At 64.7% G+C, this 15,038-nt stretch carries 12 protein-coding genes; 2 read left to right on the top strand and 10 right to left on the bottom strand.

Annotated elements, in window-relative coordinates:
* Positions 1-84: 84 nt before the first annotated feature.
* Positions 85-909 (bottom strand): tyrosine-protein phosphatase, encoded by an 825-nt coding sequence (locus C1725_RS04915; RefSeq protein ID WP_346026358.1) that lies wholly within the window; start codon positions 907-909, stop codon positions 85-87.
* Positions 910-1,057: 148 nt separating this feature from the next.
* On the opposite strand from C1725_RS04915, the gene C1725_RS04910 reads away from it, so the two are divergent.
* Both C1725_RS04910 and C1725_RS04905 read left to right on the top strand, forming a co-directional pair.
* Positions 1,058-2,572 carry a DnaD domain protein gene (locus tag C1725_RS04910; RefSeq protein ID WP_102410554.1) on the top strand — a complete coding sequence of 505 codons (1,515 nt, stop codon included), beginning with the start codon at positions 1,058-1,060 and terminating at the stop codon, positions 2,570-2,572.
* Positions 2,569-3,564 carry an ATP-binding protein gene (locus C1725_RS04905; protein WP_102410553.1) on the top strand — a complete coding sequence of 332 codons (996 nt, stop codon included), beginning with the start codon at positions 2,569-2,571 and terminating at the stop codon, positions 3,562-3,564. Before C1725_RS04910 ends, C1725_RS04905 begins: the two co-directional genes overlap by 4 nt.
* A 76-nt stretch (positions 3,565-3,640) precedes the next feature.
* Here the strand turns inward: C1725_RS04905 and C1725_RS04900 are convergent, their stop codons facing one another.
* The 9 genes from C1725_RS04900 to C1725_RS04860 all read right to left on the bottom strand — a co-directional run bounded on the left by C1725_RS04900 (position 3,641) and on the right by C1725_RS04860 (position 14,913).
* On the bottom strand, positions 3,641-4,663 hold the full coding sequence (locus C1725_RS04900; protein WP_102410552.1) for a hypothetical protein: 1,023 nt from the start codon (positions 4,661-4,663) through the stop codon (positions 3,641-3,643).
* 270 nt (positions 4,664-4,933) lie between these two features.
* Positions 4,934-5,893: an NAD(P)-dependent oxidoreductase gene (locus C1725_RS04895; RefSeq protein WP_102413244.1), complete on the bottom strand. Its 960-nt coding sequence runs from the start codon at positions 5,891-5,893 to the stop codon at positions 4,934-4,936.
* Between the two features lie 22 nt (positions 5,894-5,915).
* A complete protein-coding gene (locus C1725_RS04890; protein WP_102410551.1) occupies positions 5,916-6,992 on the bottom strand; it encodes an exo-alpha-sialidase in 1,077 nt (358 codons plus the stop codon).
* Between the two features lie 11 nt (positions 6,993-7,003).
* Entirely contained in the window at positions 7,004-7,522 is a 519-nt protein-coding gene (locus tag C1725_RS04885; RefSeq protein ID WP_102410550.1) for a DUF4364 family protein, read from the bottom strand.
* 22 nt (positions 7,523-7,544) lie between these two features.
* The gene (locus C1725_RS04880; RefSeq protein ID WP_346026357.1) at positions 7,545-10,406 is read right to left on the bottom strand and encodes a glycoside hydrolase family 9 protein; all 2,862 of its coding nucleotides are present in this window, start codon (positions 10,404-10,406) and stop codon (positions 7,545-7,547) included.
* Positions 10,407-10,499: 93 nt separating this feature from the next.
* Positions 10,500-11,939 (bottom strand): DUF3502 domain-containing protein, encoded by a 1,440-nt coding sequence (locus C1725_RS04875; RefSeq protein ID WP_102410548.1) that lies wholly within the window; start codon positions 11,937-11,939, stop codon positions 10,500-10,502.
* Between the two features lie 58 nt (positions 11,940-11,997).
* A complete protein-coding gene (locus tag C1725_RS04870; RefSeq protein ID WP_102410547.1) occupies positions 11,998-12,918 on the bottom strand; it encodes an ABC transporter permease subunit in 921 nt (306 codons plus the stop codon).
* A gap of 54 nt (positions 12,919-12,972) precedes the next feature.
* Positions 12,973-13,926, bottom strand: coding sequence for an ABC transporter permease subunit (locus C1725_RS04865; protein ID WP_102410546.1), 954 nt, complete (start codon positions 13,924-13,926; stop codon positions 12,973-12,975).
* Between the two features lie 33 nt (positions 13,927-13,959).
* Entirely contained in the window at positions 13,960-14,913 is a 954-nt protein-coding gene (locus tag C1725_RS04860; RefSeq protein WP_102410545.1) for a BadF/BadG/BcrA/BcrD ATPase family protein, read from the bottom strand.
* Between the last annotated feature and the right edge of the window lie 125 nt (positions 14,914-15,038).

Below are 15,038 nucleotides of genomic sequence, written 5' to 3'. Positions count from 1 at the left end.
ACAAAAAGAAAGTATTTGATATTTAAATATCAAATAACAGGGATCAAACGGCGCGGATGGGTGCGTGCCCCTCCGCGCCGTTCCTCACGCGAGGTACATCGACCTAAGCTTTGCAAGCCGCTCGTCCGTCAGGCCCATGCAGTCCGAAAGGTAGGCCTCCACCGAGCCGAAGCGCGCCTCGATGGCGGCGAAGACCGCCTCCAGATAGCTCGCTCGCACAGAGTTGAGCATCGCAAGCGCGTGCACCGCCGCCTCATCTTCGGTGCGGGTGGCCGCCGCGCGCATCATGCCCTCCGTCTCCTCCCGCAGGCAGGCGTTGGTAAAGAGGAAATCCTCGACGATCAGCTCCCTTGGGACGCCCAGCGCCGAAAGCAGCAGCGCCGTCGCCGTGCCCACGCGGTCCTTGCCCGCCGTGCAGTGGTAGAGCACCGCGCCTTCCTCCTGCTCCAGCAGCACGTCGAAGAAGCGGCGGAGCTGGCGCATGGCCCCCTCGCCCGTAGCGATGGCGGGGTAGGTCTTTTCAAAGTACGCGCCGATGTCCGTCCCGGCGGTCTTCACGTAAAAGAGCATCTGGCCCACGTAGTCCGTAAAATCGACCTTCGCCTCGCGGGTGACGCCGAGGTTCTCCTCGTCCAGCAGGGGCGCGGAGACGTAGCGCACGCCTTCGATGGCGGGGTCGGGCATCTGCGACGCCTCCGTGGGGGTGCGAAAGTCCACCACCGTCCTAAGCCCGTGCTCGGCCTTTAAGATTTCGATGTCCCGCCCCCTGGCGCGCGCGAGCATGCCGCTGCGCAGCAGCCGCCCGCTGCGGACGCGCAGCCCACCCGCCGCCGGGCAGCCGCCCAGGTCGCGCGTGTTGAGAAGCCCCTCCAGCGAGATGCGCGATGTATCTATCCAACGATTGTCCACCTGCATTCCTCCTTTGCTCCACACAGTATAGCATACTTCGCGGGCGCGCGCACCTAAAGCCAGGGACGGGTCAGCCTCTTTTCGCGCTGGTATTGCGCGCGCGTTTGTGTTATCATAACGCTATCAACGATACAGGAGAGAATGCCGCATGCCCTTTTGCACCTTTCAGGATCCGTACGCCCTCTTCGACTGCACGCCGCTGGAGAACCTCTACATTCAGGAATACATGCTGCGCGCGCCGGGCGATTTCGTCAAGGTCTACATCTACGGCCTGATGCAGTGCTACCATCCCGCCGAGCGCATGAGCCTTGCCGCCATGGCCAAGGATTTGGGGATGGAGGAAGACGCGGTGTTCCGCGCCTTTCAGTATTGGGAGCGCCAGGGCGCGGTGCGCCGCGTGGGCGACAACCCGCCCGCCTACGCCTACAAGAACCTCAAGCAGGCCCAGCTCACCGCGAGCACGGACCCTTCGCAGGACCTGTACCGCTACCGCGAGTTCAACGAGGAGCTGCGAAGCCTCTTTGACAAAAAGCGCCGCCTCTACGAGCAGGATTACCAGCGCATCTACGACTGGATGGAGATTCTGGAGCTGCCGCAGGAGGTGGTGCTGATGCTCATCCGCCACTGCATCGACCTGTACGGCATCCGCTTCTCCTTTGAAAAGGCGGACGCGCTCGCGCGCGAGTGGGCGCAGGGCGGCGTCACGACCATCGAAGACGTGGAGGAGATGACGCGTTCCTCCAAGCAGATGAAGCAGGACCTGCGGCGGGTGCTGCGCAGGCTCGGCCAGCGCCGCGAGCCCTCGCAGGACGAGGAGGCGCTCTTCAACAAGTGGGTGCGCGACTGGGGCTTCACGGCGGAGGCCGTGCTCGAGGCCTGCCGCGAGACGACGAAGGGCACGCCCACCATGGCCTACCTGGACGGCATCCTCAGCCGCCAGCACAAGCTGGGCACGCGGGACGCGGGCGAGATCGCCGCGCGCCTTACGCAGGAGCAGCAGGCCATGGCCCCGGCGCGCGAGCTGCTCGCCCAGCTCGGCCGGCGCAGCGTCTCCCCCACGGAGCACGACGTCTCGGTCATCGCGCTGTGGCAGCAGCAGGGCTTCGAGTGGGACGCGATCCTGCTCGCCGCGCAGGTCGCCCACCACAACGGCGGCAACAGCCTCGACTCCGTGGGCCAGCGGCTGGACGCGTGGCGCCAGCGCGGGCTGTTCACCCGCGCCGCGGCGGAGGACTATCTGCGCGCCGTCAAGCGGGACAACGGCCAGCTCCAGCAGATATACGAAGCCGCCGGCGTGGAGGCTCGCCCCTCTGCCGCCGATCGCAGGCTCCTGCACCGTTGGCAGGACGACCTGGGCATGCCGCAGGATGTATTGCTGCTGGCCGCCGCCTACGCGGTGGGCGCGAAGGCGCCCATGCCCTTCATCGACAAGATCTTGGGAAGCTGGAACGCAGCGGGCATCCACGACGCCGCAAGCGCGCGGGCCGAGCACGACCGCCGCGGCGCGGGCGGTGCGCCCGCCGCCGCCGGGGCAAAGCCGTCCGCTACGCGCCCCGTCAGGGAAGTGGCCAAGCACCGCTACGAACAGCGCACCTATTCGGAGGACGAGCTCGACGCGCTCTTCTTTGACATCATGAAGGACGAAGACGGAGGGAATGCATGATCAGCCGTGAAAACGTGCTGCGCGAGCAGCTCGCAGCGTACGAGAACCAGCGCGCGCTCAACCGGCGCGAGGAGCTGCGCCGCCGTGAGGAGGTCGCCGCCCGTTCCGGAGAGGCGGCGCGCCTGCTTGCGCGGCGCGAGGAAATCTTCTACGCGCGCATGCGCGCCGCCTTTGCCCGGCCGGAGGAGGCGCAGCGCATCGCCGCCGGGCTCGAGGCGGAGCTGGAGACGCTCAACCAAAGCCTGCGCGCGGAGCTCTCGCGCCTGGGCTTTTCGGAGGACTATCTGCAGCCCGTCTACCGCTGCCCCGTCTGCCGCGACACGGGCTACGTGGGCGAGCCCATCCACGAGCAGTGCGCCTGCCTGCGCCAGCGCGTGATGAACCGCCTGTATCAGGACGAGAACCTCGCGGGGCTCGACCGGGAAAACTTTGCGGCGTTCGACGAAGCCGTCTTTCCGGACGAGGTGATTCCGGGCACGGGCGTCACCCAGCGCGCCTACATGTCGCGCATGCGCGACATCTGCGAGCGCTACGCGGACGCGTTCCCGGACGTACCGGCGCGCGGGCTGCTGCTCAGCGGCAAGTCGGGCCTGGGCAAGACGTTCCTCATGAACTGCGTCGCCCAGCGCGTGCTCGAGCGGGGGTACACGGTGCTGCGCATGACGGCCTACCGCCTCGTCGAGGTCATGCGGCGTTATCACTGGAACGGGCAGGATGCGCAGACGGTGGACGAAATGCGCGGCTGCGACCTGCTGCTGCTGGACGACCTGGGCGCCGAACCGATGATCGAAAATGTGACCATCGAATCGATCTACCATATTCTGAACGAGCGCATCCTCGCGGAAAAGGGCACCGTGGTGAGCACGAATCTTTCGCCCGTCGAGCTGCAGGCCGCCTACACCGAGCGCGTGGCCTCGCGCCTGCTGGATACGCGGCACATGCGCCTGCTGCGGTTCGCCGGGCGCGACGTCCGTCTCACCGGCGGAAAGTGAGCGAGCGGCGAGACCGGCGCAGGCTGAAAACGGAGAAAAAAATATCGGCCGTCCCATCGCGGACAGCCGGTATTTTTTATGATTCCCCGTCGATTTTCTCCAGGATCCACTTCGTCCGCTCCAGCGGATAGGGCACGTCCTGCGCCGAAAAGCGCCCAACCGCCTCGACGACCCCCGCGCGCTCCTCCTCCCCGAACGGCACGCGCACGGCGTCGCCCGGCGCGATGCGCGGATCGTCCGTCCGGTAGTAATAGCTCCTCGGGCTGCCCCCGAAGGACACGCTGCAATAGAGGTAGGTTTCCCCCCGCAGGTCGCGCGCGTACACGCGCGGGAGCACCAGGCGTTCGCGGTAGCCGAATGCCGAGCGGAAGGCCTCGATGGCCTCCATGAGCCCGTGCCAGCACGCGGGCAGCCCCTGCCTGCCGTACAGCCCGCTGATCGTGAGCGGGCTCTGCTTGTGGCGCTCCAAGGTCAGCTTGTAGACCGGCAGGTCCTCCCCCTCTTCCGCCGCCTTCGCCGGCTGCTCAAAGGGGAGCGCGCCGATGCGGTCGAGCAGCAGGCTCACGTCCTCCGGCGCGTAGTAATCGCGCGAGGTGATGCGCCCCTCCGCGGTGGCGCATCCGAGCAGCAGCAGCCCCTTGGCGCGGTCGGCCACCAGAAATTCGCGGCTCGCGCCCTCCTCCGTCCACGCCTCCGCCGGGAAGTTTACCTCCAGCGAGATGCGGTCGACCTGGGCGGGGTTGAGCACCGGGGCCACGCAGTCCATGACCGAAAGGAAGTCCAGCCAGTTTTCCGGCCCGGCGTTCCTGCCGCTGATCGTCCGGCAGTGCTTGCCCGCCTGCTTGTACTCGATCGACCACGTCATGCCGTCCTGGGGGCCGTCCTCCGCGTAGGCGGAGCGCCAGCCGCTGATGCGCACGTTTTGCAGCGCCTGCAAAAACCGCTGCGCCGCCTCGCCCTCCAGCCAGGTGTCTCCGTTTTCGGCGGGATAATCCTCGCTCTTGACCGTCACCTGCACGCTGCCGTCGTACACGCGCACCTGCACGCGAAGCTCGCCCTGAAAGGGCGGATTTAAGGTAAAGATGAGATATTCCAACATGGCGCCCCCTTTCAGCGGCGTCCGCCGCGTCGCCAATTCTCGTCCCCATGCGTCAAATATCGCGCTTCAGGGATATTATAGGCGCTTTTGTCCGGGGCTGTCAACCGGGGCGCCCGCGCGCGCAGGGGCGCCGTAAACGTCAAAATCCGTCCCGCCGGTTGGATTCCGGCGGGACGGACAGATTGCCGATACAGCGTCGCACTGCGAGCGTGCCTTTCCTTTCTCCTTTGCAATCGCATCGACCGGCCTTGCCGCGGGGCTGACGTTTTCCTACTCCAGCCTGCACAGGTTTTCCGGCGCGCCCTTCAAGTAGGCGTACACGTTTGAAAAAGCGATCCGCGCGCGGCGCACCATGGATTCCTCCGAAGCGAAGGCGATGTGCGGCGTGAGCAGCGCGTTCTTCGCGTGCAGCAGCGGCTCGTCCGCCGGAATCGGCGGCTCCGCGTCGAACACGTCGATGCCCGCGCCCGCGATGCGCCCCTCGTTCAGCGCGTCGGCCAGCGCGCGGCTGTCCACGATGGGGCCGCGCGCGCAGTTGATGAAGAGGGCGTCCGGCTTCATCAGCGCGATCTGCTCCGCGCCGATCATGCCGCGCGTCGCCGCGTTGCTGGGCGTGTGCAGCGAAACGATGTCGCTTTCCCGCAGGAGCTCTTCCAGGGATACGTAGGTCATGCCCAGCGATTCCGCCTCCGGGTTGCGGCTGCGGGAATAAGCGATGAGCCTTGCGCCAAAGGCGTGAAAGAGCCGGGCTGTGAGCATGCCGATGCGCCCGGTGCCGATGATGCCCACCGTGCGCCCGGCGATCTCGCGGCCCATGAGGCCCGCCGCCGTGCCGCCCGTGCGCACGCGTTCGCCTGCCAGATCGATCTTTCGCAGCAGGCCGATCGTGAGCCCGATGACCAGCTCCGCGACGGTCTGGTTCGAGTAATTCGCCGCATTGCAGATTTGAACGCCCCGCTCACGGCAGGCCTCGTGGCCGATGTGGTCGATGCCGGTGAAGGCCACGTCGATCATCTTCAGGCCGGGGTTAGCGCGGATCACCTCGTTCGGGTAAGGCGTGTTCGCGATCATCACCACCTCGCTGCCCCGCGAACGCTCCGCCAGCTCGCCCGGATCGCAGGTGCGGTCCGCATAGCTGCAAAATTCGTGTCCCGCCGCCCGGATCGGCTCGGAGAGCTCCGAAAGCAACGCCTGCGAAATGCCGATCGGCTCCAGCAATGTAATCTTCATCTGAAATCTCACTCCTGTCCTCTTATAAAGACGCGATGGGCATCTTGGCCATCACGGCGCTTCGAACGTCCGTGGGTTCCTGAAGCGTGGCGGCCACGTACAGATAGCCGTCCTGCTCGCAGGCGCAGGGATAGAACCAGGTTCGTCCCCGGCCGAGCTGTTCGTCCTGACCCTCGAAAAGCTTGTACACCCGGCTGAACCGCCCCGTCTCCCGGTCCGCGACCGCGAGCACCAGCAGCGTGCGCACAAAATACCCGCGATCCTGATTATACACCAGATACGGCCGCCCGTCCGATAGAACGCCGGCAAAAATCTTGGAGTTTCCGATGGGCAGGGTGTTTTCCATGGGCGGCGACCAGGTTTCCCCGAAGTCGACGCTCTCAAAGACGAAGGAAGGGCCCTCGTCGTTTCGCACGTAGGCGACGGCCCTTTTCCCCTGCGCGACCACGGATATCTCCGCGCAGCGGATGCGCGGCGCGAGCGGGTGCAGGGGATCGAACAGGAAGACGCACCGCCACGGCGCTTCGATATGCTCCCCCTGGCTGATGAGCACCACCGGAAAGGCCGGGTCCTGCTCCTTCTTCGGCATCCAGCCGCCGACGATGAAGCGGCCGTTGTCCATGCGCTGGGGCGGGGTGTTGCAGATGAAGCCCTCCGCGACCTTGCCGATCCTTTCCCAGGGGGCCATGGGGTCCGTTCTCTGGCCGTACAGCTGTAGGTTCACCGTCATGTTCTTGCCGGTCATGGTCGTAATCAGCGCGTACAGCCTGCCCGCGTGCACGAACAGGTCCGCCGGCACGAAGTGTTCCTCCGCCTGCCCGGCCTCGCCGACCACGCGGAAGGGGGGCGACCACGTCTCCCCGCCGTCCCTGGAAAAGCGCCCGCGGATGAGCGAGGAACCGCAGATTTCCGCTGAGGTGGAGTTGTACCAGGCCTCGTAAATGCATCCCCCGTAGGAGGCGAGCGTCACGTCGTGCAAAAAGGGCAGCATGTCCTCGCGTCCGTCGTGCGTGATGCGCTTTATCATTCCCTCCGGGTACGGCATTTGCTCCGTCCGGGGATAGGGGGTCTGCGCGTCGAATGGATCGTACTTCTTCATGGCGCCGCTCCTCAATCAAAGACCGGCAGGGGCTCGCCCTCCGCGATGCACCGCCACGTCTCTTCGTAAGCCCTGTGCGCGTTCTCCATCCAGTGCCGCTTGATTTTTTCCGCGGTCGCCACGTCGTGTACGATCACGCTGATCTTAAAGAGCACCTTTTCGTTCTGCCGGATGGACAGGAATACGGGGATGATGCCGTTCGCCTGCTCGCTGTACTGGGCGAGATAATTCTGTTCCTGCGCAAAGAGTCTGCGGTATTCCTCCGCCTTTTCCGCGATGGACTGCTCAAGCTGTTTTGAAAGCGGCTCCGCGCGCAGCGCCTCCGCGCCCAGGGGCGAAAGCAGGTATTGAATGCCCGATTCTCCGACGGTCTGCGTGAGCAGGCCCGCTTCGCGCAGCTCCGCCAGCGTCCAGGCCATGTCAAACTCCGGGGAAAGGTCCGTCTCGAAGAGAAAACGCCGTAGCTGGGCGGCGTTCAGCGCCCCCATCGCCAGGGCTGCGCCGAGCACCAGGCGTTCGCGATCCTTCATCTTTACATCCTCCTTTGATCTGTCAGCCCGTCACGCTGACCCTGTCCGCGGGCCGGCCCTCAGGCAGCATCGCCGCGGCCCAGGGCGCCGCCTCGTCCACGATGCGCGCGGTGAGGACGACGCCCTCCGGGGTCAGGGAGACGGAATCCACAGGCAGCTCCAGGTTGTCCGCGCAAAGCTTCGCCCGCCCGGCCCCGCGCAGCGTGAGACGGACCCGCCGCCCCGACCGCCCGGCGTTCAGCGCGTAATCCACGAGCGGCAGGGCGAGCTCGTAGCTGCCGCCCGCCACCACCGTCAGGCGCCTTGCGCCGCCCGCGCAGGAAACCCGATAGTCGCCCGCGGGCAACCGCGCGTCGAGCCGGCCGTCCTCCGCCGCAAACGTGTAGGTTTTGTCGGTTCCCGCGTGCGTGAACGTGACCGTTTCCACGTCCAGGCGGCCCGTCACCCGCCCCGGCAGGTATTCGTCCGCCATCATCGCGAGCCACTTGCCCGGAGGGCCCATCCAGACTTCCTTGTACGTGCAGTTGTTGGCCTGCGGCCAGAAGGGCGCGTCCCGCTCCTCGTTTGACTGCATGCCCACGGGCAGCTCGCCCACGGCGTCGCCGTGAAGCACCGCGTACTGCGTGCCGTAGTCGTTGCCTACGCCGAACATCATCGATTCGCAGAAGGGGTTCTTGCCGATGATCCAGGCGAACTGCTCCTGCGCGATGTCGTAGAGCCGCCTATCGTTGAGGTAGACGGAGGCCGCGGACACCGCCTTGCCCAGCGAGAGCTGCACGTGGTAATTGCCCCGGAAGGAATACCACACCGGGAACCGGCGCAGAAAATGCCGGTCGTTCAGGCGGATGCCCGCCTCCAGCTGGTCCGTGTAGTGCAGGAACGTCTCCGCCTGCTGCCCCGCCTGATCCTTGCCCGCGAACATCGCGAAGATCGGGTGCATAAGGCTGAACGTGTCCCGGTCGTCGATTTCGTCCAGCGAGTAGATGCCGCTGGGCAGCATGCCGTAGGGCGCCACCGCGCGCATCGTCCATTTGACATAGTCCATGTAGTACAGCAGCGCGCTGTGCCAGTTCATCCAGTGCGGGTGCTCCGGCAGGAGGCGGCACAGGGCGATGAGCGCGAGGGCCGTCTTGTCCTCCTGGCTGCGGTGATTGTAGTGGATCACCGTCCTGTGGCGCGGGTCGCGGTAGAAAAAGCCCGCGATCTTCTCCTCGGCCCCTTCAAGGAACGTGCGCTGCTGGCAGGATACGACGTAATCCCCGTAGCCCGCGCCGCGGCAGGCATACGCCTGCTCGCCCGTGGCTTCGTAAAGCTCCATCGCCGCAAAGGCCGCGATGCTCGCCATCAGGCAGCGCGAGACCATCTTGTCGTGCCCGGGGGTGACCACCGCTGGATCGAACGCGGGGTCGTCCAGCATGTCCGCGCCGAAGCCGAAGTCCGCCTGCGCGCAGCGCAGCGCGTACGCGGCAAGCTCCGGGTCCTCCTCCCGCAGCGCGCGGCTGCCCATCACCTCGGCGCAAGCCGCGAGCAGATTGACGAACGGGGCGTTGACCGCCTCGAACGTCAGGTCGTCGCAGGTGCCACGGATGCCGTCCGTCCACACGGCGCTGGACGAGGGCCCCGTGCGGTAGCCGTCGCCAAACCGGCCCTTCAGCAGGTAGCAAAGGCCCCAGATTCCTTCGTCCAGCAGCCGCCTGTAAAGGAGGGGATCCTCCGCCTTCACCTGCATCGCCAGCTCGAAGAAGGCGTGCACCGCCTCGCAGGTCAGCTGAATCTGCTGGTTCGTGTCCGCCGCGTCGTGCCAGCCCCCGTTCGCCACGATCTCCTGGTCGCCGTGGCGCGTGCGCTGGTCCGCGTGGCAGGCGTCGTGCTTGCCCGGCACGCGGTAGCCGCAGCGCTGGCAAAACACGAAGTTGATCGTCTTCCACACCGAATCCATCCAGACGGTCTGCGAGATGTCGAAGGGCCGCGTGCAAAGCTCCCCCACGCGCAGGCGGTAAGCGCCTTCCTCCCGGAAGTCCGTAAAGTCGAGAACGCAGAACGTCCCCGTGGCGCCCGTCATCCGCCGCACCGGCCCCTCGTAGACGGCGCGCCCCGTGGCGGCGTCCTCCAGCGCGAAGGCTTCGGCGGCCACGCCGCTGCAGACGGCCGTCTTTTCCGCGCCGGGCTGATAGCCCAGGTGCGAATAGGCGATTCGGCCCGGAGCCGTTTCCCAGCCCTCAAAGGCGTCCGGCTCCTCCACCTCTTCCAGGCTCAGGGCCCCGATGTACCAGCACGCCTCTCCCAGCGCGCACGGCTCGTACCCCACCATGTCGTAGTCGAAGCTGACGCCCACCACCTCGTCGCGCGCCACGTAGGGAATCTCGAACTGAATGCGGTTCCAGGCGTGGTTCTTCAGGTTCAGGTTATGTCCGCCCTCCCGGTCGAACGCGTCCGGCACCTTGTGCTCCCCGTCGTTGTGCAGCTGCAGGCGCACGCAGACGTTGCGGTAGCCCGGCATGTCGGGGTAGACCCAGGCGGTCAGGCGGTTCCACGCTTCCCAGTTTTCCCGGTCTATGTGCAGGAAAGCCCTGGGCACCGCGTAGATGCGCCCGACGCGCCCCGTCCAGCGCTCCAGCCTGCAGGGCGCGGTAAAGCGGATCGAGCTTCCGCCCTCCGCAAGCGCGTGCGCGTCCGATACGCTCAGCGCTGCGTAGGGCGTCACGGCCTCCCAGCCCTCGAGGGAGCGCATGTCGTGCAGGCTGCGCGTCCGCCGCACCTTCTTCCCCGCGCAGCGCGCCTCCTTCGTCTCCTCCCAGTGGATGGGCATGGGCCGCGAGATGAAGAGGCTTTCCTCCAGATCCCTGCGCAGCTTCGGTTTCATCGCCGGATGGGGTGTATACATCTGAGCAATTCCCTCCATTTTGGATAGGGGACGGCCCGCCTCCGGACCGTCCCCGGGCTGTCCAGGTCGCGCAGACAGCCGTCTTCCCCTACGTCACTTGTTCTCCGCCACCCAGGCGTCAAGCTGCGCCTGCGCCTCTTCGATCACCGTGCGCACGCCCGCCGTCTCCAGCTCGGAAATCAACTTGGGCAGCACCACATCCGGGTCGGAGGTGCCGGTGCGCAGCTCGCTGGCATAGTTGTTCCACACCGCGAGGCAGGCGGCGACTTCCATTTCCACGTTTTCGTCGTTGAAGTTGAAGCCGATGGTGTTGGACACCTGCGCGTCCTCGTAGCTTTCAAACACCTTCTGCCACATCTCGTTGTCGGAGCCTTCGCCCTCCATCGGGCCGACCGCGTACGAGGCCTGCGAATAGGCCAGGGGGTTGTAGTTCTGGCTGCCCTGCTCGGTGCGGGTGACCGTGCCGTCCGCGTTATAGTTGTAGTGCACGCCCTCCAGCCCGTAGCGCAGCATCGTGCGGTAGGGAATGTTGGTGTTGCAGTATTCGATGTAGCGCAGCGCCTCGTCCACGTGCTTGGAGGCCGCGCTCACCGCCGTCATCGCGCCCTGCACCGAGGCGGTCGTGAGGTACGGGCCGACGTAGCGGCTGATGACCTGTCCGTGGCTCACCTGTCCCTCCCAGATCGATTCGGCGCCAAACCAGCCCTGGCCGGATCGCACGGGCGAGTACTGCGTATTGGGGATGCTGTTGGTCGTGGCGGCGTCCGGGTTGATGTAGCCCAAACCGTACCACTTGTGCATCAGCCGGTAGCGCTCGGTGACGTCGTCCACTTCCAGCGCAAGCTTCACCTTGTAGGCTTCCGGGTCGTCCGCGTCCACAAACTCGGTGCACAGCATGATGTCCTTCATGATCCAGTTGACCTGGTTTTCGTTGGAGTCGGGGCCGTTGCGCTTGCAATACATCGGGTAATCGTCCGGATGCGCGGCCTTGTAGGCGGCAAGGTATGGCTCAATGTCCGCGAAGGTCATCGTCTCCGGAACCGTCATGCCCAGCTCGTCCACGAACGCGGCGGGGTCCAGCCTCCAGAACACCTCTACCGCGTAGTCCTTGAGGATCGGCACGGCGTAGTTGCGCCCGCCCACGGCGGTGGCGTCCCAGAGCATTCCGGGGATGCTGTCAAAGAGCGCGGGCGTCTGCGAGCGCACCGAATCGGTGATGTCGCAGAAGATGCCGTTCGCCGCATTGGTGGCGAAGTCGTTGAACGTGCTGCTGGTGTAGCACAGGTCGAAATACTCCCCGGAGTTCACGATCAGGGAAACCTGGTCGCGCGTCACGTACTCAAACTTGACCGTGACGCCGATGTCCTGCGCGGACATTTCGTTGAGCTTTTGGGCGACCATGTCCAGATCCTTGGGCGCGTAGTCGGTCGTGTAGAGAATCCAGCGAAGCTGCACCGGCTCTTCCGCGTGCGATACCGCGGCCATCGAAAGCGCCAATGCCAGGGTCAGAACGAGGGAAAGAAGACGTTTCATGTGAGAACCTCCCGTTTTATTTTTCAACACGGCTTCGCGCCGTTTTGATTCTCTCGCGTCAGCCCTTTACCGCGCCGACGGTCAGGCCCGATACGAAATACTTCTGAAAGAACGGATAGGAACAGGCGATGGGCAGCACCGAGATGACCACAATGGCCATGCGGACCGTTTCGGAGGGCAGGTTGTTCGCCGTCGACACGATGTAGTCCTCCGAACGGGCGAGGAAGTCCACGCTCTTCTCGATGCTGACGAGCAAATATTGCAGCGGGTACTTGCTGCGCTCAGAGATGTACAGCATCGCCTGGTACCAGTCGTTCCAGAAGCCGAATGTGAGAAAGAGGCCGATCGTCGCCAGCGCCGGAAGGGAGATGGGCAGCACGATCCGCGCAAAGATCTTGAGCTGTGAAGCCCCGTCGATCTTGGCCGATTCGATGATGGAATCGGGCACCGTCGTCGTGAAGAACGTGCGGGCGATGATGATGTAAAACGTGGAGCAGGCAATCGGCAGGATCAACGCCCACAGGCTGTTCTTGAGGCCGTACAGCTGCGTCATGACCATGTAGTTTGCGACCATGCCGCCGTTGAACAGCATGGGGATGAAGACGATCACGGTGTACAGCCTGCGCAGGCGAAAGCTCCTGCGCGAGAGCGCGTAGCCCATCGTCGCGATCAGAAAAATGCCCACGAGGGTGCCCAGGACCGTCACGGTCACCGAGGTGAGAAAACTCGAAAAGATTTCGTCGCGCGTCTGCCAGAGGTAGCTGTAGGTGTAGGTGCTCCACTCGGCGGGCACGAAGCTGTACCCCCTGGTGACGATGGACTTTTCCGACGAAAACGAGATGATGATGACGAAGATGAACGGCACGATCGCCACCAGGGCCAGCAGCACGAACAGCCCGCTGATCGCGGCGTTCGTGCCCGGTCGCACCCGGTTGAAGCGCATCGTTTCCCCCGCTGCCGCCGTTTTTCTTCCGCCCATGACTCTTCCTCCTTTATCCCCGCGGCGAGGCCGCCGGGCCGTTTGATCCGGGGCTCAGAACAGCCCGCTCTCGGGATCGATCTTCTTGACGACCAGGTTGGACAGGACGATCGTAATACAGCCCAGCACGGACTGGAAGAGCGCCGCCGCTGACGAGTAGTTCACGTTGCTGTCGTTCATCAGCGCCTTATAGATGTACACGTCGATCGTCTGCGTCACCGACACCAGGGAACTGGAATCGCGCGGAATGCGGTAAAACAGGCCGAAATCGGAATTGAATATCTTGCCCATGGCCAGGATGAACATGATGGAGATGATGGGCCGCAGCAGCGGCAGGGTGATGTAGCGCGCCTGCTGGTACTTGCTCGCCCCATCGATCAGCGCGGCCTCGTACATCTCCTGGTCCAGGCCGCTGATCGCGGCCAGATAGACCACCATCGAGTAGCCCGTGCCCTTCCACAGGTTCATAAACACGAGGATGAACGGCCAGTATGCGGGCTCCTGATAGAACAGCACCTTGCTCTCGCCCATGCCCATCAGCAGGTTGTTGAAAAGGCCCCTGTCCGTCGCAAGGAACGCGTACACGAAGTAGCTGACCACCACCCAGGAGATGAAGTGCGGAAAGAACATCGCGGTCTGGCAGATCTTGGCCAGCCGCTTGGAATACATCTGCGAGATGAGCAGCGCCAGGGTAACCGGCACCACGACGCCCAGGACGATGAAGACGAGGTTGTAGCCCAGGGTGTTGGAAAAGACGTTCTTCCAGGTAGGCAGGCGAAAGAGAAATTCAAAGTTCTTCAAACCCACCCACTTGCTGTTGACGAACAGGCTGTATAAAAACCCCTGCCCCGGCGCCACCTTGTAATTTTTAAAGGCGATGACGATGCCGAACATGGGCACGTAGCAGATCGCGAGATACCAGATCAGCGTGGGCAGGGACAGCCCCATGAGCTGCCAGTCGTCGAGCGTCATGCGCCTCTTTCCCGCCCGGGCCAGTCTCTTGTTCATGCCGTTCCTTCCTTTCTCAGCGCCAGGCCCCGTTCACTGCAGGCTGGCAATGTAAGGGATCAACCCCTCCAGGTAGTCCAGGGCCATCAGCGCCGCGCTCTGCGCCTCCTCCTGACGCGAAAAGACGATGCGGCTGCGGGGGTATTGCGCCTGAAACAGGCGGGTGTATTCCGCAAGGTATTCCTCGCTCTTGGCGAACACGTCGCCCCACACGCCCGAAAGGAATTCCTCTTCCTCCCCAAAGCCCAGCTTTTTCACGCAGGTCTGCGCGACCTTGAACAGCGCGCCCGCCCCCCGCCGGACGATATCCAGGGCTGCGGCGTCCCCCTCGCGGGCGGAGTCGATCACCAGCTGCGACAGCATCGTGTCGATGGGGCGGCGGCGCAGAGCGCCCGCGCATTCGGTCAGCTTCTCGATGTCCAGCCCGCGAAAATGCCTGTCCAGTCTGGCGATCAGAGGCGTTCGCTCCACGCTCCCGTCCAGCCACTGAGAGGCCAGGTGCATGGCCTCCAGCGCGAGCCACTGCGCCGAGCCCTCGTTACCCAGGATGGTGACCGGGTAGCCGCCGGAGCGTGTGATCTGCCCCTGCGCGTTGCGTCCCACGGCGATCGATCCCTTGCCCGAAACCGCCAGCACGCCCAGGCCCTTCGTCGCCGTGTACAGCGCCACGTTGCCGTCGTTGAGGCAAAGCACCGGGCAGAGCATGTGCGAGGCGGCGAAGCACTCCGTAACCAGCTGCTTCGTCTTGGGCGAGTCGATGCCGGCGGCGCTCACCAGCAGGCACTGGCACCTTTCGCGGTCGCCGTGAAAGGAAAGCAGCAACTCGTCGATCATCTCCGACGCCCGCCGCTGCGCCACGCCGCGCCCCACGGTCACGTAGGAGCAGGACCGGGCTTTCACCCCGCCCAACACGCCGCCCTTCGGATCCATCGCCACCGCCAACGTCTCGTCCAGCTTGCTCGATACCCCGATCACAAATGTCTTCATCGTCTCTCTCCTTGCCGCCGCGGCGGGCACGTCCCCTTCGTTGCCCCTATTATACGTTCGCCCTTCTCCGCATGTCGAGGATGATCTTTCCTCCACTATTTCGCCCTTTTGGTCGATTATTTCCC

Source organism: Beduinella massiliensis, from assembly GCF_900199405.1.
GTDB lineage: Bacteria > Bacillota > Clostridia > Christensenellales > Aristaeellaceae > Beduinella > Beduinella massiliensis.
Note: the sequence above shows the minus strand (reverse complement) of the source record. Positions and strands in the feature narration are given on the sequence as shown.

What these genes read in the sequence shown, in the direction of transcription:
- C1725_RS04865 (WP_102410546.1), bottom strand. Translation starts at nt 13,926, where the DNA reads ATGAACAAGAGACTGGCCCGGGCGGGAAAGAGGCGCATGACGCTCGAC.
- C1725_RS04895 (WP_102413244.1), bottom strand. Translation starts at nt 5,893, where the DNA reads ATGAAGATTACATTGCTGGAGCCGATCGGCATTTCGCAGGCGTTGCTT.
- C1725_RS04910 (WP_102410554.1), top strand. Translation starts at nt 1,058, where the DNA reads ATGCCCTTTTGCACCTTTCAGGATCCGTACGCCCTCTTCGACTGCACG.
- C1725_RS04905 (WP_102410553.1), top strand. Translation starts at nt 2,569, where the DNA reads ATGATCAGCCGTGAAAACGTGCTGCGCGAGCAGCTCGCAGCGTACGAG.
- C1725_RS04880 (WP_346026357.1), bottom strand. Translation starts at nt 10,406, where the DNA reads ATGTATACACCCCATCCGGCGATGAAACCGAAGCTGCGCAGGGATCTG.
- C1725_RS04885 (WP_102410550.1), bottom strand. Translation starts at nt 7,522, where the DNA reads ATGAAGGATCGCGAACGCCTGGTGCTCGGCGCAGCCCTGGCGATGGGG.
- C1725_RS04870 (WP_102410547.1), bottom strand. Translation starts at nt 12,918, where the DNA reads ATGGGCGGAAGAAAAACGGCGGCAGCGGGGGAAACGATGCGCTTCAAC.
- C1725_RS04860 (WP_102410545.1), bottom strand. Translation starts at nt 14,913, where the DNA reads ATGAAGACATTTGTGATCGGGGTATCGAGCAAGCTGGACGAGACGTTG.
- C1725_RS04900 (WP_102410552.1), bottom strand. Translation starts at nt 4,663, where the DNA reads ATGTTGGAATATCTCATCTTTACCTTAAATCCGCCCTTTCAGGGCGAG.
- C1725_RS04875 (WP_102410548.1), bottom strand. Translation starts at nt 11,939, where the DNA reads ATGAAACGTCTTCTTTCCCTCGTTCTGACCCTGGCATTGGCGCTTTCG.
- C1725_RS04890 (WP_102410551.1), bottom strand. Translation starts at nt 6,992, where the DNA reads ATGAAGAAGTACGATCCATTCGACGCGCAGACCCCCTATCCCCGGACG.